21 protein-coding genes are annotated in these 19,346 nt (G+C 66.7%); 9 read left to right on the plus strand and 12 right to left on the minus strand.

What is annotated here, in order from left to right; genetic code table 11:
• Positions 1 to 2: 2 nt before the first annotated feature.
• Together B4A39_RS15725 and B4A39_RS15730 are read right to left on the minus strand one after the other, a co-directional pair.
• On the minus strand, positions 3 to 545 hold the full coding sequence (locus B4A39_RS15725; RefSeq protein ID WP_292037524.1) for a GNAT family N-acetyltransferase: 543 nt from the start codon (positions 543 to 545) through the stop codon (positions 3 to 5).
• Positions 542 to 2,719, minus strand: a complete 2,178-nt coding sequence (locus tag B4A39_RS15730) for a S9 family peptidase (RefSeq protein ID WP_292037525.1) — start codon at positions 2,717 to 2,719, stop codon at positions 542 to 544. Before B4A39_RS15730 ends, B4A39_RS15725 begins: the two co-directional genes overlap by 4 nt.
• Positions 2,720 to 2,785: 66 nt before the next feature.
• Between B4A39_RS15730 and B4A39_RS15735 the strand changes: the two genes are divergently transcribed.
• Positions 2,786 to 3,601 (plus strand): S1 family peptidase, encoded by an 816-nt coding sequence (locus B4A39_RS15735; protein ID WP_292037526.1) that lies wholly within the window; start codon positions 2,786 to 2,788, stop codon positions 3,599 to 3,601.
• On the opposite strand, the gene B4A39_RS15740 is transcribed toward B4A39_RS15735, so the two are convergent.
• Together B4A39_RS15740 and B4A39_RS15745 are read right to left on the minus strand one after the other, a co-directional pair.
• Entirely contained in the window at positions 3,568 to 4,323 is a 756-nt protein-coding gene (locus B4A39_RS15740) for an energy transducer TonB (RefSeq protein ID WP_292037527.1), read from the minus strand. The genes B4A39_RS15735 and B4A39_RS15740 overlap by 34 nt on opposite strands.
• An 88-nt stretch (positions 4,324 to 4,411) precedes the next feature.
• Positions 4,412 to 6,196: an acyl-CoA dehydrogenase gene (locus B4A39_RS15745; RefSeq protein ID WP_292037528.1), complete on the minus strand. Its 1,785-nt coding sequence runs from the start codon at positions 6,194 to 6,196 to the stop codon at positions 4,412 to 4,414.
• A gap of 169 nt (positions 6,197 to 6,365) precedes the next feature.
• On the opposite strand from B4A39_RS15745, the gene B4A39_RS15750 reads away from it, so the two are divergent.
• On the plus strand, positions 6,366 to 7,286 hold the full coding sequence (locus tag B4A39_RS15750; protein WP_292037529.1) for an L-threonylcarbamoyladenylate synthase: 921 nt from the start codon (positions 6,366 to 6,368) through the stop codon (positions 7,284 to 7,286).
• Between the two features lie 298 nt (positions 7,287 to 7,584).
• On the opposite strand, the gene B4A39_RS15755 is transcribed toward B4A39_RS15750, so the two are convergent.
• From B4A39_RS15755 to B4A39_RS15770, 4 genes are all read right to left on the minus strand, one after another.
• The gene (locus B4A39_RS15755) at positions 7,585 to 8,619 is read right to left on the minus strand and encodes a patatin-like phospholipase family protein (protein ID WP_292037530.1); all 1,035 of its coding nucleotides are present in this window, start codon (positions 8,617 to 8,619) and stop codon (positions 7,585 to 7,587) included.
• A gap of 17 nt (positions 8,620 to 8,636) precedes the next feature.
• Complete coding sequence (locus tag B4A39_RS15760; protein WP_292037531.1) at positions 8,637 to 9,434, minus strand: 3-hydroxybutyrate dehydrogenase; 798 nt, start codon at positions 9,432 to 9,434, stop codon at positions 8,637 to 8,639.
• A 65-nt stretch (positions 9,435 to 9,499) separates the two neighbouring features.
• The gene (gene yaaA / locus B4A39_RS15765; RefSeq protein WP_292037532.1) at positions 9,500 to 10,273 is read right to left on the minus strand and encodes a peroxide stress protein YaaA; all 774 of its coding nucleotides are present in this window, start codon (positions 10,271 to 10,273) and stop codon (positions 9,500 to 9,502) included.
• 94 nt (positions 10,274 to 10,367) lie between these two features.
• Positions 10,368 to 11,783 (minus strand): FAD-binding oxidoreductase, encoded by a 1,416-nt coding sequence (locus B4A39_RS15770; RefSeq protein WP_292037533.1) that lies wholly within the window; start codon positions 11,781 to 11,783, stop codon positions 10,368 to 10,370.
• A gap of 77 nt (positions 11,784 to 11,860) precedes the next feature.
• Between B4A39_RS15770 and B4A39_RS15775 the strand changes: the two genes are divergently transcribed.
• The 3 genes from B4A39_RS15775 to B4A39_RS15785 are packed head-to-tail and all read left to right on the plus strand — an operon-like array spanning position 11,861 to position 13,850.
• Positions 11,861 to 12,340 (plus strand): NUDIX hydrolase, encoded by a 480-nt coding sequence (locus B4A39_RS15775; protein ID WP_292037534.1) that lies wholly within the window; start codon positions 11,861 to 11,863, stop codon positions 12,338 to 12,340.
• A 25-nt stretch (positions 12,341 to 12,365) separates the two neighbouring features.
• Entirely contained in the window at positions 12,366 to 13,388 is a 1,023-nt protein-coding gene (locus B4A39_RS15780; protein ID WP_292037535.1) for an SPFH domain-containing protein, read from the plus strand.
• A 3-nt stretch (positions 13,389 to 13,391) separates the two neighbouring features.
• Positions 13,392 to 13,850 (plus strand): NfeD family protein, encoded by a 459-nt coding sequence (locus tag B4A39_RS15785; protein ID WP_292037536.1) that lies wholly within the window; start codon positions 13,392 to 13,394, stop codon positions 13,848 to 13,850.
• 4 nt (positions 13,851 to 13,854) lie between these two features.
• Here the strand turns inward: B4A39_RS15785 and rnhA are convergent, their stop codons facing one another.
• On the minus strand, positions 13,855 to 14,307 hold the full coding sequence (gene rnhA / locus B4A39_RS15790; RefSeq protein WP_292037537.1) for a ribonuclease HI: 453 nt from the start codon (positions 14,305 to 14,307) through the stop codon (positions 13,855 to 13,857).
• 110 nt (positions 14,308 to 14,417) lie between these two features.
• Between rnhA and B4A39_RS15795 the strand changes: the two genes are divergently transcribed.
• From B4A39_RS15795 to tatC, 3 genes are read left to right on the plus strand one after another with little or no spacing between them, the layout of a single operon-like run.
• The gene (locus B4A39_RS15795) at positions 14,418 to 14,636 is read left to right on the plus strand and encodes a twin-arginine translocase TatA/TatE family subunit (protein WP_207827173.1); all 219 of its coding nucleotides are present in this window, start codon (positions 14,418 to 14,420) and stop codon (positions 14,634 to 14,636) included.
• Positions 14,637 to 14,662: 26 nt separating this feature from the next.
• Positions 14,663 to 15,217 carry a Sec-independent protein translocase protein TatB gene (gene tatB / locus B4A39_RS15800; RefSeq protein ID WP_292037538.1) on the plus strand — a complete coding sequence of 185 codons (555 nt, stop codon included), beginning with the start codon at positions 14,663 to 14,665 and terminating at the stop codon, positions 15,215 to 15,217.
• Positions 15,214 to 16,101, plus strand: coding sequence for a twin-arginine translocase subunit TatC (gene tatC / locus B4A39_RS15805; RefSeq protein ID WP_292037540.1), 888 nt, complete (start codon positions 15,214 to 15,216; stop codon positions 16,099 to 16,101). Before tatB ends, tatC begins: the two co-directional genes overlap by 4 nt.
• A gap of 6 nt (positions 16,102 to 16,107) precedes the next feature.
• Here tatC and B4A39_RS15810 read toward each other — a convergent pair whose 3' ends face one another.
• From B4A39_RS15810 to B4A39_RS15820, 3 genes are all read right to left on the minus strand, one after another.
• Positions 16,108 to 16,494, minus strand: coding sequence for a hypothetical protein (locus tag B4A39_RS15810; RefSeq protein ID WP_292037541.1), 387 nt, complete (start codon positions 16,492 to 16,494; stop codon positions 16,108 to 16,110).
• Positions 16,495 to 16,574: 80 nt separating this feature from the next.
• A complete protein-coding gene (gene glnA, locus B4A39_RS15815) occupies positions 16,575 to 17,984 on the minus strand; it encodes a type I glutamate--ammonia ligase (protein WP_292037542.1) in 1,410 nt (469 codons plus the stop codon).
• A 74-nt stretch (positions 17,985 to 18,058) separates the two neighbouring features.
• Positions 18,059 to 18,397, minus strand: coding sequence for a P-II family nitrogen regulator (locus tag B4A39_RS15820; RefSeq protein WP_292037543.1), 339 nt, complete (start codon positions 18,395 to 18,397; stop codon positions 18,059 to 18,061).
• A 120-nt stretch (positions 18,398 to 18,517) separates the two neighbouring features.
• On the opposite strand from B4A39_RS15820, the gene B4A39_RS15825 reads away from it, so the two are divergent.
• Positions 18,518 to 19,342 carry an NAD(P)H-hydrate dehydratase gene (locus B4A39_RS15825; protein WP_292037544.1) on the plus strand — a complete coding sequence of 275 codons (825 nt, stop codon included), beginning with the start codon at positions 18,518 to 18,520 and terminating at the stop codon, positions 19,340 to 19,342.
• Positions 19,343 to 19,346 lie beyond the last annotated feature (4 nt).

A 19,346-nucleotide genomic window follows, 5' to 3' on the forward strand; every position in this document is an offset into this window, starting at 1 on the left:
TTCTAGCGCCCGCAATCGAGCCCAGGCGCATCCGGCGAAGCGGTCGCGCCGGGACCTAGCGCCTTCTGCATGAAGACCACGTCCCGCCAAGCGTCGAACTTCCACCCGGCGGCGTGGAAAACACCGACATGCTCGAAGCCCGCGGCGGCGTGGAGGGCTATGGAACCCGCGTTTGCGCTGTCGCCGATCACCGCCACCATCTGCCGCATCCCCATGGCCTCACAGGCGTCCAGCAGAGCGTCCAGCAGGGCCTTGCCGACCCCGCGTCCGCGAAACATCTCGGCGACATAGATCGAGTCCTCGACCAGAAAGCGATAGGCGGCGCGCAGGCGATAGGGACCGGCATAGGCGTAACCCGCAACCTGGCCGTCGATCTCGGCGGTAAGGACAGGCAGGCAGAGCGCGGCGGGCGCGGCCAGACGCGCCCGCATCTCTTCGGCGGTGGGGACGTCCAGCTCGAACGTCCCCGTGCCGTGCAGCACGCTGTCGGCGTAGATGGCGGTGATGGCCGCCAGGTCGGCCTCCGTGGTGGCGCGGATGATCACGCCTTCAGCCAGCCCTTGTCGACGGCCCAGACGGCGAAGGCGTAGTCGTGAGCCACGTCCTTCAGATAGTCGAACCGGCCAGACGAGCTGAAGTGGCCCGCCGTCATGTTGATCTTCAGCAGGACCGGATTGCCCGAGGTGGTCGCAGGCCGCAGCTTGGCCACCCACTTCTCCGGCTCCCAGTAGGTGACGCGCGGGTCGGACAGGCCGCCGGTAGCCAGGACGGCCGGATAGGGCTTGGCTTCGATCTGGTCGTAGGGGCTGTAGCTGTACATATAGTCGTAGGCGGCGACGTCCTCGATCGGGTTGCCCCATTCGGGCCACTCGGGCGGGGTCAGCGGCAGGCTGGTGTCCGACATGGTGTTGATGACGTCGACGAAGGGCACGCTGCCGATGACGCCGGCCCACAGGTCGGGGCGCATATTGGTGACGGCGCCCATCAACAGGCCGCCTGCCGAACCGCCCTGGGCCACGATCTTGCCCGCCGTGGCGTAGTTGCGGTCGATCAGGTGTTCGGCGCAGGCGATGAAGTCGGTGAAGGTGTTCTTCTTGGTCATCCGCCGGGCGTCCAGAAACCAGCCCCAGCCCTTATCCGAACCGCCGCGAATGTGGGCGATGGCGTAGATGAAGCCGCGATCCACCAGCGACAGCCGGTTGGTCGAGAAGCTGGCCGCCATCGGGATGCCGTAGGAGCCGTAGCCGTAGAGCAGCAGGGGCGCCGAGCCGTCGACCGGCGTGTCCTTGCGGCGAAGCACCGTCACCGGCACCAGTTGGCCGTCCGAGGCCGGAGCGTTCAGGCGCTCGACTACATAGTCCGCCGGGTTGTGGCCCGAGGGGATTTCCTGAACCTTGCGCAGGGTGCGCTCGCGGGTTTTCAGGTCGTAGTCATAGGTCGATGTCGGCGTGGACGGCGAGTTGTAGCCGTAGCGCATGACCGTGGTGTCGAACTCCGACGCCCCGCCCAGCGACAGGGCGTAGGCGGGCTCGTCGACAGCGATCTCATGCTCGGCGCCGGCGCGATCACGGATAACGATCTTCGTATTGGCGTCGGCGCGCTCCTGACGGCCCAGATAGTCCTTCACCAGGGCCACGCCTTCGATGAAGCGGCCGGGCGTGTGGGCGATGAGGTCCTTCCAGTTCGCCTTGGCGGGTGAGGCGGTCGGGGCCTCGACGACCTTGAAGTCGATGGCGTCGTCGGCGTTTGTGCGGATCACCCAGCGGTCGCCCCAGTGGTCCAGATCATAGAGGCGACCCTCGTGGCGCGCCTCGACCACGACGGGCGTCGCCGTGGGCGTCGCGCCCGGGATGATGCGCCCCTCAGAGGTTTCCTGATTGCCGATGCCGATGATGATGAAGGCGTCGTCGGAAGTACGGCCGACGCTCTGGAACATGCCGTCGTCGGTTTCCTCATAGACCAGTGTGGTCTCGCCGCCGCGCGCGGGGCGACGGAATATCTTGTCCGGACGGCCGTTGTCGTCGCGGTTGGTCCAGAAGATCCACTGGCTGTCGGGCGAGAAGGTGAAGTTCTCGGTCGCCGATTCGATGGGGTTGGGGAGGACCTCCCCGCTGGCCAGGTCCTTGACGTAGATCTTGAAGACCTCTGAGCCTTGCGCGTCTTCGGCATAGGCGAACAGGGCGTGGTCGGGGCTGTGTTCCGTCGCGGAGACTTCCGAGTAGGCCTTGCCTTCGGCCAGCTTGTTGCAGTCCAGCAGGATGGTCTCGCCGTCGGTCCTGCCGCGCGGGCGCCGGCAATAGAGCGGGTGCTGGTCGCCGGTGTTATAGCGGACGTAGTATTCCCAGGCGCCGTCCGCGGCGGGGACGGAGCTGTCGTCCTCCTTGATGCGGCCCTTCATCTCCTCGAACATCGCAGCCTGCATCGGCAGGGTCGAGGCCATGACGGCTTCGCGATAGGCGTTCTCGGCGGTCAGGTGTTCCTTGACGTCGGCCTTGATCAGAGACGGATCGCGCAACACGGCCTGCCAGTTGTCGTCTTTCATCCACTGATAGTCATCGACGCGGACGCGGCCCAGTTGCTCGATGCGGACGGGGACCTTCTTGGCGACGGGCGGTTGGGGCAGGGACATCGAGGCTCCGGTAGTCGAACGGGCGAGGGCGGGGGAGGCGGCGGCAAGGCCGACGGCGGCGGTCGAGGCGATCAGTTCGCGGCGATTCATGGACATAGGCTCCCCTGCGGTTCGGGCGGACCTTGTGCCCGCCGACGGGCGGCGTCAAATGTCTGGATGATCGCTCAGGACGTTCCGCCCGCCCCGCCCGCCGTCGTCGTCCCCGCGCCGTGGGACCTGACCGTCGGCCTGATCAACGCCACCGTGCAGTTGGACCAGCCGCTGAACGCGAGTTCACGCAAGGTCGGCACAGGGTTTCTGCTGGCCGCGCCCAGGCCCGACGGCTCGGCTCGCGTGGTGCTGGTCACCGCCGCCCACGTCCTGAACGTCATGCCGGGCGCGGAGGTGCGTATCGGCTGGCGCACGGCTGAGGCGGATGGCGCGTGGAAGTTCGCGCCTGCCAACCTGCCAATCCGCGATGCCGCCGGGACGCCCTTGTGGACCCAGCATCCAGAGCGGGACGTGGCTGTCATGGAGATCGTCGCGCCCGAGGCCTTCGCCCGCGCCGCGATCCCGGTGGGCTGGCTGGCGGATGGGGACACCTTCGATCAGTGGCGGGTTGGGCCGGGCGACGAACTGATGGCGCTGGGCTATCCTCACGGCCTTTCGGCCAACAAGGCGGGCTTCCCCATCCTGCGTCTGGGCCGGATCAGCTCGTGGCCGCTGACGCCGATCCGGCACTTCCCGATCTTTCTGCTGGATTTCGCGGTGTCCCAAGGCAACTCGGGCGGGCCGGTGTTCTGGACGCCTGCGGTCGATCGCCTGCCGGGCGCGCCAACGCCGGATCACCCCTACATCGCCGGGGTTCTGGTGCAGGAGGTCCAGGGCGGCGGAGAGGGGCTCGAACTAGGCGTGGTGGCCCATGCCCAGTATGTCCGCGAGGCGATCGCGCTGCTGGATCAAGACAAGTCGATCGAGGGGCCGCAGTCGTAGCGGGCGCAGTACCGACGACGCAGCTCGATATTCGCCGATCTGGCATCGAAATAGCCGCTCTTGGCGCTGCGCAATTCGACCACCCAATCCGACCAGTCCTCCGGCTTTTCGAGCGGCAAACTGTCAAGGCCGCGCCGCGCCAGCACGCGCGCCATGGCCAAGCTCAGAGTTCGGAAAGACATGTCGTCGCGAAACAGTTCGTCGATCCATGAGTGAACGGTTTTACGCATTTCCTCCGGCATGTCTTGCAGACCCCATCGGGCCTCCAAGCTAAAGGCGGGGTCCAGAAGCGCCCGGCGCGCATATTTCTCGCCAGCCGCGCGTTGGGCCGGCGAAGGCTCGGGTCCGTCCCAGGAGGGCGACTCAGGGAAGGGGGAGGAACTGATGCTGAAAGGAACACGGAGCGAAATGCTCGATTCCACCGGGCCGTTCTTGTCGCGCCCGGGCGAGAGACGGCCACGTTCGACGATGGCCGTGGCGATGGGATCGAAGCCCAGCCCCGCTGGACGCGACGATACGGCCTGACAATCGACCGGGCGCCCCTCTATGGATACGCGGCATTCAACCCGAACTTCGCCGGTGATCCCCAGTATGGAGGCAAACTGAGGGTAGTCGTCCGGGGTGGGGGCCGGAGGTTCCGTCCATGCTGGAGGCGTGGTCGTTTCCGATCCATCAGGCGCAGGAGCCGACGCAGGGGTCTGCGGCGTGATCCCGACCGCCAAGGCGACCGCCAGAACTGATAATGCTGCCAATGTGAACGCCTCCCACGCCATGATGGCACGGGAGGCGTTTCAAGCTCAAGGATCGTGGTTATCCTGCGAGCGCTTCCAAGCTGAGGCCCTGCAGCAGTTCGCCGCCCTGACCGACAGCCGCCAGGCGGCTGGAGACGTGGCCGAGGACGTTGGCGGCGTAGAGTTCGTAGAGGTCCAGCTTGCCCTGCAGCCAGACGGGATCGCCGTTTCCGGCGTCCAGGCGGGCCCTGGCGGCCAGCGCCCCTTTGGCAAGCATCCAGCCGCCGACCACGTCGCCCATCAGCTTCAGATAGGCGTCGGCCCCGGCCAAGACGTCCGCGGCGCCGTCGGCTGCGGCCTTGCGGTCCAGAAGCCACAGGGTGGCGTCCTCGACGGCCTCGATGGCCGTGGCGAGGCGCTCCACCGGCTTGCCCGTATAGAGGCGGTCGATCTCGATCAGGGTCAGCTTCATCTCGGCGATCAGGGCCTTGGCCGAGTCGCCGCCGTCCATCGACAGCTTGCGGCCGACCAGGTCCATGGCCTGGATTCCATTGGTGCCCTCGTAGATCGGGGTGATGCGGGCGTCGCGATAGTACTGGGCCGCGCCGGTTTCCTCGATGAAGCCCATGCCGCCGTGGACCTGGACGCCCAGCGAGGCGACCTCGCAGCCGACGTCGGTGGACCAAGCCTTGGCGATGGGGGTGAACAGGTCCTCGCGGCCCTTCCACACCTTTCGTTCGGCTTCTGTGGCCGCGTGGCGGGCCAGGTCGGCGGCGACGCCGGTGGACAGGCAGATGGCGCGGGCGGCTGCGATCTTGGCCTTCATGACGCCCAAGGTGCGGCGCACGTCGGGATGGTCAAAGATCGGGGCGTTCTTCTCGCCGGTCCAGATGCTGCGGCCCTGACGGCGTTCCAGAGCATAGGCCAGGGCGTGCTGATAGGCGCGTTCGGCCACGCCGACGCCCTCGACGCCGACGGCCAGACGGGCGGCGTTCATCATCACGAACATATGGGCCAGGCCCTCATTCGGGCGGCCGACCAGTTCGGCGCGGGCACCTTCATAGGCCATGACGCAGGTGGGCGAGGCGTGGATGCCCAGCTTGTGCTCGACGCCGACCGGGTGGAAGGCGTTGCGTTCGCCCAGCGAGCCGTCGGCGTTGACGGCGAACTTGGGCGTCAGGAACAGGCTGATGCCCTTTGGGCCCGCGGGCGCGTCAGGCAGGCGGGCCAGCACCAGGTGGACGATGTTGTCCGTGGCGTCGTGGTCGCCCCAGGTGATGAAGATCTTCTGGCCGTTCAGGGCGTAGGTCCCGTCGCCGTTCGGCGTGGCCGTGGTGGTCAGGGCGCCCAGGTCCGACCCTGCATGCGGCTCGGTCAGCACCATGGCGCCGGTCCATTCGCCCGAGACCAGCTTGGTCAGGTAGGTGGCCTTCTGATGCTCGGTGCCGACCGCTTCCAGCGCCTCAATCGAGGCCAGCGACAGCATGGGGCAGAGGCCGAAGGCCATGTTGGCGGCGTGGACGGTTTCATAGGCCGCCAGTTCCAGCGCCTTGGGCAGGGCCTGTCCGCCGGCATCGACCGAGGCGGTCAGGCCGGTCCAGCCGCCTTCGGCGAACTGGCGATAGGCGTCGACGAAGCCGGGGGCGGCGGTGACGGCGCCGTCGGCGTACTTGGCCCCGGCCAAGTCTCCGGGGCGGTTCAGCGGGGCCAGGACCTGTTCCGAGAACTGGCCGGCGGCCTCCAGCACCGCGCCCATGACGTCGCCGTCGTAGTCGGGAAACGCGCCGGTGGCGGCGACCTGATCGATGCCGGCCACGGCTTCCAGGGCGAAGGCGAGGTCACGGACGGGGGCGCGGTAGCTCATGGCGGTCTCCAGAATCTTCAAACTGCTTCTGACGCCCGAGGCGTCGCGGATGCAAGGGCGCTTGGACTTTGGTCTTGGTTCCTTCACTCTGTGACCCAGTGCCGTCGCGGAAGGAAAGAGCCTTGGCCGAACCTCGAAATCAATCTGCCTGTTCGGGGGCTCTCCGGTCATGAAGGGCGACACGCCCGAAATCGCCGCAGAGGCGCTGAAGACCGGGCGGCTGATCATGCTGCCGACCGAGACCGTCTATGGGCTCGGGGCCGACGCAGCCAATCCGCAGGCGGTGGCGCGGATCTTCGAGGCCAAGGGAAGACCGCGCTTCAACCCCTTGATCGTGCACGTCGCCAATGCGCTGGACGCCGAAACGATCGCCCTGTTCGACGAGCGGGCTCGGGCGCTGGCCGAAGCCTTCTGGCCCGGACCCTTGACCATCGTGGCGCCCGTTCGGGATCGCGACCGCGTCTGCGATCTGGCCCGCGCGGGACTGGACAGCGTCGCCGTACGAGTGCCCGGCCATCCCCGGGCGCGGGCTGTCATCGCCGCGTTCGGCGGGGCCGTGGTCGCCCCCTCCGCCAATCGATCGGGACGGCCGAGCCCGACCACCTTTGACGACGCGTTGGAGGAAACCGGCCATGCCGTCGGCGCCGCCGTGGACGGCGGAGCCTGTGCGGTCGGCGTCGAAAGCACGGTGGTTTCGGTGCTGGACGGCGTGGTGGCCCTGCTGCGCCCCGGTTCGGTGACGCGCGAAGAGATCGAGGCCGTGGTCGGCCCCTTGGCCGAAGGCGGGCAGGGACATCGGTCCCCCGGTCGGCTGGCCCTGCACTACGCCCCCGACGCCCCGGTGCGGATCGAGGCGGAAGCGGCCAGGGAGGGCGAAATCCTGCTGGGCTTCGGCGCCGGCGTCGGCGATCCTCGCTGGAGCCTGAGCCCGACGGGAGACCTGCGTGAGGCGGCGGCCAATCTGTTTCGTCTGCTGCGCGAGGCCGACCGGACCAAGCCTGGCGGCATCGCCGTCTCTCCGATCCCGGCCAAGGGCTTGGGTGAGGCGATCAACGATCGCCTGCGACGCGCGGCCGGGTTTGTCGGCTGATCGCGCTTGCACTGTGCAAGGAAAAAAACAGTGCAATTGGTGCAATGAGCGGAGGCGGCGGTCTGTGGGTGAGCAGGTTTGCGGAGGCTGCCCTGGCGAGTCCTGAGCTGAGGCCCTGATCCGGGCTTTAGCGAGCGGGATTTCAAAGATCGTCTTGAGGTCTTCAGTTTGGCCCAGACCCTCGCTCAGGCGAGCGAATAGCCTCGTTGGATCGGCAATCCCTGATCCTGCCCGACATTGGAGCGTCGAGTTTCGCTAGCCGCGCGATGATCGCGTGCAGATTTTTGCCGGGGAGAGGCTAGAGAAAGCGGGCCTTCAGATCGACGCTGGAGGCCTTGCCAACTTGAGGCGCGCAGGTTTCCAGCCACTGCTCCGCCGCCTGACGCCCGCGCGATTTCAGATCGTTGAGGAAGCTCCACTCCGTGTCGAACTTGGTCGACAGCGACAGGCTGCCCAGCCAGTCGTCGGCCTCGATCGCGTGCATGCGCACCTCGCGATAGTGGTCCTCGTTTCGACTGAGCTTTCCCTCGGCGATCAGATCCTGAACAAAGGCGACGGCCCGCAGTTCGGCCACCAGAGGCGCGTTGAACAGGATCTCGTTCAGCCGATCCATGATCTCGCCCGCCTCACGCGGGGCTTCGTCGCGCACAAAGGGGTTGAGCGGCAGCAGCAGGATATCGTCCGGCGTGTCGGCGTAGAACAGCGGCCACAGCGCCGGGTTGGCCAGGTATCCGCCGTCCCAATAGGGTTCGCCCTCGATCTCGACCGCCTGGAACAGGTGCGGCAGGCAGGCTGAGGCCAGCAGGACATCGGGCGTGATCTCGCCCGAGCGGAACAGGCGCGAGCGACCGGCGCGCACCGCCGTGGTCGAGACGATCAACTGGATGTCGGAGCCGCGCACCACGTCGAAATCGACGGCGGTTTCCAGCACCCGTTTCAGTGGGTTCAGGTTGAAGGGGTTGAAGGCGTAGGGGCTCATCGACATGGCCAGGGTTTCGCCGGCCTTCCACATAGGGCTGTCCTTGAGCCAGCCGGGCGTCAGGGCCTTGGACCAGATGGCGCTGTCGCCGAAGATGTTGCGGCCGCCGGACTGGTTGACCTCGCGCCACAGCCTGTCGAGCGCGGCGCGACCGCCCTCGGCGCCGCCTTGTTCCAGTCCGGTGATGAGGGCTGCGGCGTTCATCGCTCCGGCCGAGGCGGCGGTGACGGCGCGGATGTCGAGGACGTCGGCCTCCAGCAGGCGATCCAGCACGCCCCACTGAAAGGCGCCGTGCGAGCCGCCGCCCTGAAGCGCCAGGCAGATGGGGTTGCGGGACTTTGATCTGGCCATCATCCGTCCCGTTCAGGTCGTTATTGGGCGGTCCAGCCGCCGTCGACCGAGAAGTGCGACCCGTTGGCCGAGGCGCCGAGATCGGACACCAGATAGAGGAAGATGCCCGCCAGTTCGTCGGTCGTGACGAAGCGCTTCGTCGGCTGCGAGCCGAGGATGACGTTCTTCATCACGTCCTCGGGCGACATGCCGCGCGTGCGGGCCTGATCCTCGATCTGCTTGGCGACGATGGGGGTCTCGACGAAGCCGGGGCAGATGGCGTTGCAGGTGATGTTCTGCTGGGCCAGTTCCAGCGCCACCGTCTTGGTGAAGCCGATGACGCCGTGCTTGGCGGCGACATAGGCCGACTTGAACGGGCTGGCGACCAGGCCGTGGGCCGAGGCTATATTGACGATGCGGCCGCGCCCCTGCGCCTTCATGATCGGGATCGCCGCCTTGGTGGCGTAGAAGGTCGAGGACAGGTTGATCGAGATGATCTTTTCCCACTGATCGGCGGGAAAGCTCTCGACGGCCTCGACGTGCTGGATGCCGGCGTTGTTGACCAGGATGTCGAGACGGCCCAGTTCGCGATGCGCCGTGGCGATCATGTCGGCGATCTGATCCGGCTGGGTCATGTCGGCGGGGTGATAGAGGACGCGAACGCCGGTCTCGGCGGCCAGATCGGCGCGGGTCTGTTCGATGACGGCGGGATCGCCCAGGCCGTTCAGCACCACGTCGCCGCCGCATTGCGCGACGGCCCGGGCCAGCGCCAGGCCGATGCCCGAAGTCGAGCCGGAGACGACGGCGACCTGGCCCTTGAGATCGTTCATGGCGAACATGCGGAGAGAACCCGTGAATTGGCTATGTTGCAGTGCAGCCTAACCGCAGTCGGTCGATCTGGCGATCAGGAATTTCCTTCCCTGATGAATATCCAGTCCGCGTCCGTGGAAAGCGCCTTGTCGAAGCGGTAGCCGTCACGGTCGAAGGCTTTGAGATCACCAGCTTTTTCGATGCGATTCTCGATGGCGTAACGCGCCATGGCGCCGCGCGCCTTCTTGGCGAAGAAGGAGATGATGCGCGCCTCGCCGTCCTTGCGCTCCTTGAAATGGGGCGTGACGACTGGCAGCTTCAGCGCCCGGGCGTCGACGGCGCCGAAATATTCCTGGCTGGCGAGGTTGACCAGCGTCCGGTCGGCCAGTGGCTCGGCGTCGGCGTTCAGGCGTTGGGAAATGCGCTCGCCCCAGAAGTCATAGAGATTGGCGCCGCGCTTGGTCTTGAGGCGGGTTCCCATTTCCAGCCGGTAGGGCTGGATGGCGTCCAGCGGCCGCAGCAGGCCGTAGAAGCCCGACAGGATACGCAGATGGTCCTGCGCCCAGCGCAGATCGTCGGCGGCCAGCGACCGTGCGTCCAGGCCGTCGTAGACATCGCCGGCGAAGGCGAAGACGGCCTGCAGCGCGCCCTCGGTCGTCTCGTTGTCAAAGGACTGGAAGCGCTCGTAGTTGAGGTCGGCCAGGGCGTCGGAGATCGACATCAGGCGGCGCAGGTCGGCGCGGCTCAGCTTCTTCGTGACCTTGGCCAATTCCGCCGTCTCGTCGGCGCATCGACGCGGGGTGGCGGGCACGTCGAGGGCGGGAGGCGCGAAGTCCAGCCGTTTGGCCGGGGACAGGACGATCAGCAAGGCGACACAGGCTCCGAAACATCGGGAAGCGGGCCTCATAGGCCCCTTCCGTGACGATTTGAACCGTCGGCGGCGTCACATCCGGTCGTGAGGCCTAGAAGAGGACGGCTGGGTTCATGATCCGCTGGGGGTCGATAGCCTGGCGGATCGCCTGCATGGTCGCGATTTCCAGCGGTGACTTGTAACGCCGGGCCTCATCGGTTTTCAGCCGTCCCAGCCCGTGTTCGGCCGAGATGGAGCCGTTGTAGCGGGCGACCACGTCGTGGACGATTTCGGAGCCTTCCATCCAGCGGGCGATGAAGGCGGGCACGTCCTCGCCGGCACCCGGGATCACGTCATAGTGAAGGTTGCCGTCGCCGACGTGGCCGAAGACCGAGACGCGGCAGCCGGGATGGAACTTCTCGACCGCCGCCGTGGCCTCGTCGATGAAGTCGGCGATCTGCGACACCGGCACGGAGACGTCGTGCTTCCAGCCGCCGCCCTCCGGCTTGAGGCCCGCCGAATGCTCCTCGCGCAGACGCCAGAAGGCGGCCTTCTGGGCGTCGTTCTGGGCGATGGCGGCGTCGATGATCAGGCCTTCCTCGAAGGCGTTGGTCAGCAGTCGCTCCATGGCCGAGTCGGCGCCGCCAGGTTCGCCCGAGGTCAGTTCGATCAGGACGTACCAAGCGGGCGTGGATTCCAGCGGCTCGCGCGTGTCGGGGATGTTCTTGAGCACCAGGGCCATGCCCAGGCGTTTCATCAGCTCGAAGGCCTCGACCCCGCCGCCGGTCTCGGCCTTGGCGCGGGCCAGAAGGGCGACCGCGGCGTGGTGGCTGTCCAGGCCGACGATGGCCGTGGCGCGGCTGCGCATGATGGGGAAGAGCTTCAACGTCGCCGCCGTCACGACGCCCAGGGTGCCCTCGGCGCCGATGAACAACTGCTTCAGATCATAGCCGGTGTTGTCCTTGCGCAGGCGTTTCAGGCCGTTGAACACCTGACCGTCCGGCATGACCGCCTCGATGCCCAGCACCAGATCGCGCATCATGCCGTAACGCAGGACGGCCGTGCCGCCGGCGTTGGTCGAGATCACGCCGCCGATGGTGGCCGAGCCCTCCGCCGCCAGGCTGAGTGGGAAGAAGCGGTCTTTCTCCTTGGCCAGTTGCTGGGCCTCCAGCAGGGTGACGCCGGCCTCCAGCGTCATGGCGTCGTCCAGCGGCGTGACGTCGCGAACGGTGCGAAGCTTGCGCGTGGACAACAGAACCTCGCCGAAGGGGATCTGGCCGCCGACCAGACCGGTGCCGCCGCCCTGGGTCACGATCGCGACGCCGTGGCGGGCGCAGATCGCGACGGCCGTCGACACGTCCTCGGTCGTGCGCGGCTGCAGCAGGATGGGCGTTTCGCCTGTCCAGCGCCCGCGCCATTCGGTCAACCAGGGGGCCATGTCGTCGGCGTCCTGGGTCCAGGCGCCGGGCAGGGCGGCCTTGAGGTCTTCCAGAGCGGCGGAGAGGGCGGCGGGCGTGGAGAGGGTCATATCCGCCTTGTGGCAAAAGGCGTGGCGTGGTGGAAGCGCAAAACCCTGCCTCCAGGCGGTCATTTCGCGGAGAAAACATGATTCCGGTTCCGGCCGTCGGCGTGGTCTGTCTGAGGGGCGACGAAGTCCTGCTGATCCGGCGCGGCACGCCGCCGCGTCAGGGCGAGTGGAGCTTGCCGGGCGGCCGGATTGAGCCGGGTGAGCGGCTGGCCGAGGCGGCGCTGCGCGAACTGCGCGAGGAGACCGGCGTCGAGGCTAATTTGATCGGGCTTATCGACGTGGTGGACGGCCTGTTTCCTGAGGCCGGGCGGCACTACGTCCTGATCGACTACGCCGCAATATGGACCGGAGGCGAGCCCGTGGCGGGCGACGACGCCGCCGAGGCGGTTTTCGTGCCGTTTGAGGAGGCGCTGCGGCGGGCGGATTGGTCCGAGACGCGGCGGATCATCCGGCAGGCGCGCGCCATGGCGGCGGCCCATGGCTCGGATCGCAACGCTGACGGCCTTGTCATCGCCAGTGAACCGGATTCGGTGGCGCGAGGGCGAGGCGACCGTTAAGCTCCGCGTTCAACCGGAGGGGCTTATGGATTTCTCGATTATCTTTGTGGTGATGTTCGCGGCCTTCGCGATCATCTTCCTGTTCAGCGTCATCAAGATCGTGCCGCAAGGCCGTGAATTCACGGTCGAACGGTTCGGCAAGTACACCAAGACGCTGAAGCCGGGCATCAGCATCCTGACCCCGTTCGTCGAGCGTATCGGTCGGCGCATGAACATGATGGAGCAGGTGCTGGACGTGCCGACCCAGGAGGTCATCACCAAGGACAACGCCATGGTGAAGGTGGACGGCATTGTTTTCATCCAGGTGATGGACGCCGCCCGCGCCGCCTATCGCGTCGACAATCTGCCCTACGCCATCGCCCAGCTGTGCATGACCAACCTGCGGACCGTGGTCGGTTCGATGGAGCTGGACGAGGTACTGTCGCAGCGCGACGCCATCAACACCCGCCTGCTGCACGTCATCGACGCGGCGACTGAGCCGTGGGGCGTCAAGGCCAACCGGATCGAGATCAAGGACCTGACGCCGCCGACCGACATCACCAACGCCATGGCGCGCCAGATGAAGGCCGAGCGCGAGCGTCGCGCCGTCATCACCGAGGCGGACGGCGAGAAGCAGGCCGCCATCGCCCGCGCCGAGGGCGCCAAGCAGGCGGCGATTCTGGAAGCCGAAGGTCGCCGTGAAGCCGCCTTCCGCGACGCCGAGGCGCGCGAGCGTGAAGCCGAGGCCGAGGCCAAGGCGACCGCCATGGTGTCGGAAGCCATCGCGCGCGGCGACGTCAACGCCATCAACTACTTCGTGGCGCAGAAATACGTCGAGGCGTTCGGCGAACTCGCCCGCAATCCCACGGCCAAGACGGTCATCGTGCCGGCCGAAATGGGCGGGCTGGTCGGCACCATCGCCGGTCTGGGCGAACTGGTCGGGCTGGCCAAGGAACAGCAGCAGAGCCGCACCGAGACGCGCGCCGTGTCCCGCCCGGCTCCCGCGCCCGCTGCACCGGCGCGTCCCGCGCCGCGGCGTCCGGGCGGCGCCGTGCCAACCACGGAGTAGTGCATGGACTGGATTATGAACCTCTACGCCGCCCAGCCCTTCTGGCTGTGGCTGGCGGTGGGCGTGGTGCTGCTGGCCATTGAGGCGGCGGCATCGACGGAATGGCTGTTGTGGCCCGCCGTCTCGGCCGGGATTGTGGCGTTGATCTCGGCGCTGGCGTCGAACCTGGGCTTGCCGGTCGAGATCGGGATTTTCGCCGCGCTGACGGTCGCGTCCACCATCCTGTCGCGTCGCCTGATCAAGCGGGTGAACCCGAAGGACGAGCCCGACATCAACGACCGCGACCTGCGTCTGGTCGGCGAGCGGGCGCGGGTGGTCGAAGCCTTTGTCGACGGCCGCGGCCGGGTCTTCGTCTCGGGCGCTGAATGGCCGGCCGAGATCCAGGACGCGGCGCCGCTGGCGGGTGAAAGCGTGGTGGTTGAATCTGTGGACGGACCGCGTTTGCGGGTGCGCCCGGTCTGACGGTCTAGCGGCGTCGCATCTCGTCGACGCCGCGATTCGCCAGGGTGTCGGCCCGTTCGTTCAGGACGTGGCCGGCGTGACCCTTGACCCAGTGCCACTTGACCTCGTGGCGGCTGCGAGCGTCGTCGAGACGGCGCCACAGGTCGTCGTTCTTGACCGGCTTCTTGTCGGCGGTTTTCCAGCCGCGGGCCTTCCAGCCCCGGATCCACTCGGTGATGCCCTGCATGACGTATTTGCTGTCGGTGTGCAGGTCGACGCGGCAGGGGCGCTTCAACGCTTCCAGCGCAGCGATGGCCCCCATCAGCTCCATGCGGTTGTTGGTGGTGTTGGGCTCTCCGCCCCACAGTTCTTTCTCGTGACCGCCGCCTGTCTGCAAAATGGCGCCCCAGCCGCCAGGGCCGGGATTGCCCTTGCAGGCGCCGTCGGTATGGATGATGACGTGATCAACGAGACTCATGGCGGGATGCCTACAGCGTCCCTTGGCGCGCCGCCATCAGTCAGCCTATATGACGCACAACAATCAGTCGGACGGGACCGCGTTCGTGGTCCCCTTGAGGAGGTAACGCCATGGGCTCCATGAGCATCTGGCACTGGGCCATCGTCATCGTCGTCGTCGCGCTTCTGTTTGGCGGCCGCGGCAAGCTGTCCGGCATCATGGGCGACGCCGCCAAGGGCATCCGCGCCTTCAAGGACGGCCTGAAGGACGACACCGATTCCAAGGGTCCGAAGGACGGCGTCAGCTCGCTGCCGCGCACCGAGGCCGAAAAAGAAGAACTGAACCGCTGATAGCTTTCGCGGAAAGACGCTGAATCATGGGTGGTCTTGGCCCCGGAGTCGGCGGGTTCGAAATCCTTGTCATCGGTCTGGTGGCCCTGCTTGTCGTGGGGCCCAAGGATTTGCCGATGCTGATGCGCAAGGTCGGTCAGTTCGTCGCCAAGGCGCGCGGCATGGCCAACGAATTCCGTGCGAGCTTCGACGAAATGGCGCGCCAGTCCGAGCTGGACGACCTGCGCAAGGAGGTCGAGGCGCTGCGCTCCGGGCAGGGCATGCATCCGCTCGGCGCGGACGCCGAAGCGGCGTTCAAGGATATTCGCAAGGACCTGGAGGCGCCGCTGGACGCGCCGGCTCTGGCGGCGCCCGCTGAGCCCGAAGCCACGCCAGTGGCGACCGGCGTCGAAGAATGGCCGGATGCAGCCCAGCCGGTCGCCGATCCTGTTGTTCCGGCCGCTCCCAAGGTCAAGGCGGCTGCAAAAGCCAGGGCGTCCGCCAAGCCCAAGGCCGCCGCGACCGCAAAGGCCCAGTCGGGCGGCATGAAGGTCGTCGCTCCAAAGCCGAAGGCCGCGCGCAAGAATAAGGTCGAGCTATGACGTCGTTCGATCGTGACGAGGCCGATATCGAGGCCTCGCGCGCGCCGCTGATGGATCATCTGATCGAGTTGCGCGGGCGGCTGCTGATCTGCGTCGTGGCCTTCATCGTGGCCTTCATCGGCTGCTTCGCCTTTTCCGAGAAACTCTACCTCTTCCTGGTCCAGCCCTATGTGGTGTCGGCCGCCTTCCACCAGACGGTCGGCGCCCACGGCCATGTGTCGCCGTTCGACCTGATCCTGGGGACGGCGCGGCTGATCCCGGTGCCGGACGTGGATCACCAGAGCGTCAAGCTGATCTATACGGCGCCGCTGGAAATCCTGTTCACCAAGATGAAGCTGGCCGGTCTGGGCGCCGTCATCGTGGCCTTCCCGGTTCTGGCCTGGCAGTTGTATCGCTTCGTCGCGCCGGGCCTGTATCGCAACGAGAAGGGCGCCTTTCTGCCCTTCCTGATCGCGGCGCCCGTGCTGTTCCTGCTGGGTGCGGCGCTGGTCTATTTCGTCATGCTGCCCTTCGTCATGTGGTTCTCGCTGAGCCAGCAGATCATCGGCGAGGGCGTGGCCGCCGAACTGCTGCCCAAGGTGTCGGACTATCTGAATCTGGTGACGGCCCTGATCCTGGCCTTCGGCCTCTGTTTCCAGTTGCCGGTCGTCATGACCCTGCTGGGACTGGCGGGTCTGATCAGCTCCAGCGTCATGGCCAAGGGGCGGCGCTACGCCATCGTGGCCGTGGTGGTGGTCGCCGCCGTCGTGACGCCGCCGGACCCGATCAGCCAGCTGATGCTCGCGGTGCCGATGGTGCTGCTCTACGAGGTCTCGATCTGGTGCGTCCGCATCATCGAGTTGCGCCGCAAGAAGGCCAACGCGGACGAAGGCCTGATCGCCTAGGGCCGCCTAGAAGACGTTGATCTGAGCGGGCGCGGCCGAAAGGTTCGTGCCCGCAGCCGTCGCTGAGCCGTTCTTCACCAGTGCGATTCCGACCGGACCCTGGCCGCCTGTCTTGGTCAGGGTGCAACTGCCGTTGTCGCCGGGCAGACGACCGCGCTGCGGCCCGCGCCCCCTGAGTGTCAGCCGGTTGGCCCAGTGCTTTCGATCGTACTGACCCATGTCCAGCGTGACGGGGCTGAAGCCGCAGGATAGCGACCACGCCGCGCCCTGGGGCGCCGCCACCGACCAGTGAAGCCCGCCGTGGTGGTTGGCGCCGACGTCGGTCTGGCCGACTGCAACGACCGGCGTCGCCATGGCCGCCAGGACCAGCAAGACGTTCAACGATGACCTCATCCTCGCCTCCATGGTGGTCGGAATGAAAAAGGCGCCGGACGTTTCCGCCCGGCGCCTCGATCGTCAGCCTGATCCGGGGATCAGCAGCTGTAGTACATGTCGAATTCGACCGGGTGCGGGTGCAGTTGCAGGCGGGCGACTTCTTCCGACTTCAGCGCGATGTAGCTGTCGATGAAGTCGTCATCCATGACGCCGCCCTTCTTGAGGAAGGCGCGGTCGGCGTCGAGGGCGTCGAGGGCCTCCTTCAGCGAACCGGCGACCTCGGGGATCGAGCCGCGCTCTTCCGGCGGCAGGTCGTACAGGTTCTTGTCGGCGGCCGCGCCCGGATCGATGCGGTTCTCGATGCCGTCCAGGCCCGCCATCAGCAGGGCCACGAAGGTCAGGTAGGGGTTGCCCATCGGGTCGGGGAAGCGGGCTTCCAGACGCTTGGCCTTGGGCGACGAGACGTGCGGGATGCGGATCGAGGCCGAACGGTTGCTGGCCGAGTAGGCCAGTTTCACCGGGGCTTCATAGCCGGGCACCAGACGCTTGTAGGAGTTGGTGGTCGAGTTGGCGAAGGCGTTGATGGCCTTGGCGTGCTTGATGATGCCGCCGATGTACCACAGACATTCCTGCGACAGGCCGGCGTACTTGTCGCCGGCGAACTGGGGCTTGCCGTCCTTCCAGATCGACATGTGGACGTGCATGCCCGAGCCGTTGTCGGCGAACATGGGCTTGGCCATGAAGGTCGCCGACTTGCCGTAGGCCGCGGCCACGTTGTGGATCACGTATTTGTAGAGCTGCAGGCGGTCGGCCATGGTCAGCAGGTCGCTGAACTTCAGACCCAGTTCGTGCTGCGCCGGGGCGACCTCGTGGTGATGTTTCTCCGGGTCCATGCCCAGATCCTTCATCACGCCCAGCATCTCGCCGCGCAGGTCCTGGGCGGAGTCGACCGGGTTGACCGGGAAGTAGCCGCCCTTGTGGCCCGGACGGTGGCCCAGGTTGCCCTCGGCGTATTCCGCGCCGGTGTTGGACGGCAGTTCGATCGAATCGAAGCTGTAGCCGGTCTGGTGCGGAGCGGTGCTCCAGCGCACGTCGTCAAAGATGAAGAACTCGGCTTCCGGGCCGAAATAGACGACGTCGCCCACGCCCGACGACTGGACATAGGCCAGGGCCTTCTTGGCCATGGAGCGGCTGTCGCGGTTGTAGGGTTCGCCCGTGTCGGGGCTGAGCACGTCGCAGAACAGGAACAGGGTCGTCTGCTGGTAGAAGGGATCGATGTAGGCGCGCGTCAGGTCCGGCTTCAGCAACATGTCGGACTCGTTGATGGCCTTCCAGCCCGCAATCGACGAACCGTCGAACATGGTGCCTTCTTCCAGGAAGTCCTCATCGACCATGCCGATGTCGAAGGTCACGTGCTGCAGCTTGCCGCGCGTATCGGTAAAGCGGATGTCGACGTACTGGACGTCCTTTTCCTTGATCTCTTGAAGGATCTTTTGGGCGGCGCTCATTCTCGAGGTCCTGTCAGTTCGGGGAGGAGGAACGAAAAGCGGCCGCCCTTGCGGGACGGCCGTGGTGGTGAGGGTCAGATGGCCTGGGCGCCGGTTTCGCCGGTCCGGATGCGGATCACGTCTTCCAGAGAGGAGACGAAGATCTTGCCGTCGCCGATCTTTCCGGTGCGGGCTGCGGTCTGGATGGCGTCGACGACTGCCGGGGCCAGATCGTCGGCCACAACGACCTCGATCTTGATCTTGGGCAGGAAGTCGATGACGTATTCAGCGCCGCGATAAAGCTCGGAATGACCCTTCTGGCGGCCGTATCCCTTGGCTTCCAGCACGGTCATGCCCTGCACGCCGATATCCTGGAGAGCATCTTTCACTTCATCCAGCTTGAACGGCTTGATGACGGCTTCAATCTTCTTCATGGCGAGTCCCGAGCCGGCTCCCTTGGTTGGTCCGACGCTCGGGGGGTAAAGGGACATTGCATTGCACAATAAGGCAAGCAATTTTCGTGCTTAGAGGCCATCCGTGAACGGAATTCGATCATGACCCCGATCAATGACCCCGTGACATGGCAAAGCCGGCTGCCATGGCCGGGCGCCGGGACCCACAAGCACGCGCGGGGACGCCTCGGGGTCGTGTCGGGCGGAGCCCTGTCCACAGGGGCGGGGCGGCTGGCGGCGCGGGCCGGGCTGCGAATCGGAGCGGGTCTGGTGAAGGTGTTCTGTCCGCCCGAGGCGGCGCCGATCCTGGCGCCGACGCTGGAGGCGGTGATGCTGGCCAGCTTTGCGACGGCAGATCAACTGGCCTTGCTGGCCCAACCGATGGACGCCGTGGTTATCGGTCCCGCCGCGGGCTTGACGGAGGCGACGGGGGCCAATGTCGCGGCCCTGGGCCGGACGGGCGCGGTTCTGGTGATCGACGCGGACGCCCTGACGCTGTTCCGGGATCGGCCCGGCGATCTGTTCGCCTGTCTGGATCGCGACGATGTCCTGACCCCGCATGAGGGAGAGTTCGAGCGCCTGTTTCCTGGCCTGCTGGCCGAGGGGCGCGAAGCGGCGGCGGCGGGAGCGGCGGCGCGGGCAGGGGCGGTCGTGGTGCTGAAGGGCGACGCCACCGTCATCGCTGCGCCGGACGGGCGGTGCGTCGTCAATGGCAATGGTTCGCCCTGGCTGGCCACAGCGGGCAGCGGCGACGTGCTGGCGGGCATGATCGGCGGATTGCTGGCCCAGCATATGGACAGCTTTGACGCGGCCTGCGCGGCGGTGTGGATGCACGCAGATGCGGCGGATCGCTTCGGGCCGGGGCTGATCGCGGAGGACTTGCCGGACTTGATCCCGGCGGTGTTGGCTCAGCTCTATCCCGGCTGAACGC

This window comes from Brevundimonas sp. UBA4553 (assembly GCF_002387245.1).
Classification (GTDB): Bacteria; Pseudomonadota; Alphaproteobacteria; order Caulobacterales; family Caulobacteraceae; genus Brevundimonas.

Bases quoted from the DNA above. Each gene is read 5' to 3' on its own strand.
- glnA (WP_292037542.1), bottom strand. From the start codon at position 17,984: ATGAGCGCCGCCCAAAAGATCCTTCAAGAGATCAAGGAAAAGGACGTC.
- B4A39_RS15745 (WP_292037528.1), bottom strand. From the start codon at position 6,196: ATGAGCTACCGCGCCCCCGTCCGTGACCTCGCCTTCGCCCTGGAAGCC.
- B4A39_RS15825 (WP_292037544.1), top strand. From the start codon at position 18,518: ATGACCCCGATCAATGACCCCGTGACATGGCAAAGCCGGCTGCCATGG.
- B4A39_RS15810 (WP_292037541.1), bottom strand. From the start codon at position 16,494: ATGAGGTCATCGTTGAACGTCTTGCTGGTCCTGGCGGCCATGGCGACG.
- B4A39_RS15760 (WP_292037531.1), bottom strand. From the start codon at position 9,434: ATGTTCGCCATGAACGATCTCAAGGGCCAGGTCGCCGTCGTCTCCGGC.
- B4A39_RS15795 (WP_207827173.1), top strand. From the start codon at position 14,418: ATGGGCTCCATGAGCATCTGGCACTGGGCCATCGTCATCGTCGTCGTC.
- B4A39_RS15780 (WP_292037535.1), top strand. From the start codon at position 12,366: ATGGATTTCTCGATTATCTTTGTGGTGATGTTCGCGGCCTTCGCGATC.
- B4A39_RS15755 (WP_292037530.1), bottom strand. From the start codon at position 8,619: ATGATGGCCAGATCAAAGTCCCGCAACCCCATCTGCCTGGCGCTTCAG.
- tatC (WP_292037540.1), top strand. From the start codon at position 15,214: ATGACGTCGTTCGATCGTGACGAGGCCGATATCGAGGCCTCGCGCGCG.
- B4A39_RS15785 (WP_292037536.1), top strand. From the start codon at position 13,392: ATGGACTGGATTATGAACCTCTACGCCGCCCAGCCCTTCTGGCTGTGG.
- B4A39_RS15735 (WP_292037526.1), top strand. From the start codon at position 2,786: ATGATCGCTCAGGACGTTCCGCCCGCCCCGCCCGCCGTCGTCGTCCCC.
- B4A39_RS15750 (WP_292037529.1), top strand. From the start codon at position 6,366: ATGAAGGGCGACACGCCCGAAATCGCCGCAGAGGCGCTGAAGACCGGG.
- B4A39_RS15730 (WP_292037525.1), bottom strand. From the start codon at position 2,719: ATGAATCGCCGCGAACTGATCGCCTCGACCGCCGCCGTCGGCCTTGCC.
- B4A39_RS15820 (WP_292037543.1), bottom strand. From the start codon at position 18,397: ATGAAGAAGATTGAAGCCGTCATCAAGCCGTTCAAGCTGGATGAAGTG.
- B4A39_RS15770 (WP_292037533.1), bottom strand. From the start codon at position 11,783: ATGACCCTCTCCACGCCCGCCGCCCTCTCCGCCGCTCTGGAAGACCTC.
- B4A39_RS15775 (WP_292037534.1), top strand. From the start codon at position 11,861: ATGATTCCGGTTCCGGCCGTCGGCGTGGTCTGTCTGAGGGGCGACGAA.
- tatB (WP_292037538.1), top strand. From the start codon at position 14,663: ATGGGTGGTCTTGGCCCCGGAGTCGGCGGGTTCGAAATCCTTGTCATC.
- rnhA (WP_292037537.1), bottom strand. From the start codon at position 14,307: ATGAGTCTCGTTGATCACGTCATCATCCATACCGACGGCGCCTGCAAG.